This is a genomic window from Acidovorax sp. KPB24-07 (assembly GCF_057543315.1).
This window is the reverse complement of record NZ_BAAJYS010000624.1, coordinates 1-1,460: the sequence shown is the minus strand read 5'-3', so window position 1 is coordinate 1,460 and position 1,460 is coordinate 1. Positions and strand designations below refer to the sequence as shown.

General features: G+C 69.1%; 2 protein-coding genes. Both read left to right on the top strand.

The genetic code is table 11. The features are described from left to right. The coding region (locus AC27IQ_RS24485; protein ID WP_487091134.1) for an ABC transporter substrate-binding protein at positions 1 to 1,105 on the top strand (1,105 nt) is incomplete at its 5' end. 12 nt (positions 1,106 to 1,117) lie between these two features. Beyond that, positions 1,118 to 1,460, top strand: a 343-nt coding sequence (locus AC27IQ_RS24480; RefSeq protein ID WP_487091133.1) for a phage tail protein, incomplete at its 3' end; no start/stop codon positions are given.

Sequence of the window (1,460 nt, the reverse complement as noted above, 5' to 3'; positions counted from 1 at the left end):
GCGGACGGTCGGCGTGCTGCTGCCGGAATCGTCACGCTACCCCACCCTCTCCGCCGAATTCCTGGCCGGCCTGCAAGTGGGCGCCGAGGCCTCGGAACACCCCCCGCGTTGGCTGCCGCTGCCCTACGGGCGCAGTCCCCAGGCCGCGTTGCGGCAGGCGCGTGCCGCCGTCGGCTCCGGCGCGGTCGACGCGCTGGCAGGATGGCTGCCGATGCAGTCGGCTCGGGACCTGGTGCCGCTCCTGGAAGCGAACCAGATCCCTTTTCTGGCCAGCGACACGGGGGCCGACCAGTTGCCCACGCGCCTGGCCGACCGTTCGCCCTGGCTGATTGCCCACTCGCTGGATCTGTGGCAGTCCTGCGCGGTGCTGGGGCGGGAAGCGCCACGGCGCTGGGGCACACGCGCGTTGCTGTGCATGGGCTTTCTGGAAAGCGGCTACGACTTTCCGCATGAATTTCGCCGCGCGTTCGAGGCCGCAGGCGGCACGGTGTCGGCAATGCACATCTCCGGCCTGCCCGACGGCTCCGACGAGTTCGCCGGCTTGCGTTCGGCCTGGCATGCCGCCCGCGCAGACTTCGTGGTGGCCCTGTATTCCGGCGCGCAGGCCTTGCGCTTTCAGCGGCAGTGGGGCCAATTGCAGCCGCACAGCCAGACCCCCGTGGTGGGCACCCTCTTTTCGCGGGGGCCGGTGGAAGCCGTCGGGTCGCGGCCGAGAGGCTGGACCAGCGTGGCCTCCTGGAACGCCGGGTCCGACGCCTGCCGGTCGATCGCCGCCCGTTGCGCGCTTCGGGGCTCGGATTCGCTGGCGGAGCTGAGCGGCCCGGCCCTGCTCGGCTTCGAGGCCGGGCAGCGCTTCGCGCAGTGGCAAAGCAACGGCGCGGGGTTCGAGCAACTGGCCATCCTGCGAACGCCTTCGGAGAGCGGCCCCCGTGGAAACCCGCCCCATGGCTTGGCGAGCGGCGATCGCAACGGCACCCACTGGCTTCGCGCCGGCACACCCGCAACGGGGGGGAGCACCGAAATGGCATGGGCCACGCGCGGCCCCGGCGCGCCGCTCGGAGCCCCCGGCTGCAGCGGCTGGACCACCCCTTATCTCGTGACTTAATGGAAGAACATCATGGCTGCAGACCCATTCATCGGTGAAATCTCTGTGTTCGCAGGCAACTACGCGCCCCGAAACTGGGCTTTTTGCTGGGGCCAATTGATGGCGATTTCCAGTAATGCCGCCTTGTTCTCGTTGCTGGGCACCACCTACGGAGGCAATGGCCAGACCACCTTCGCGCTGCCCGATCTGCGCGGCCGTGTACCGCTGGGCATGGGAATGTCGCCCGGCGGAAGCAATTACGTGCTGGGGCAGATGGCTGGACAGGAAAGCGTCACGCTCAACATCAACAACATGCCGATGCACAACCACACCACGTCCGTGGCGGTGAGCAGCGGCGCGGGCAACTCGGCAGCGC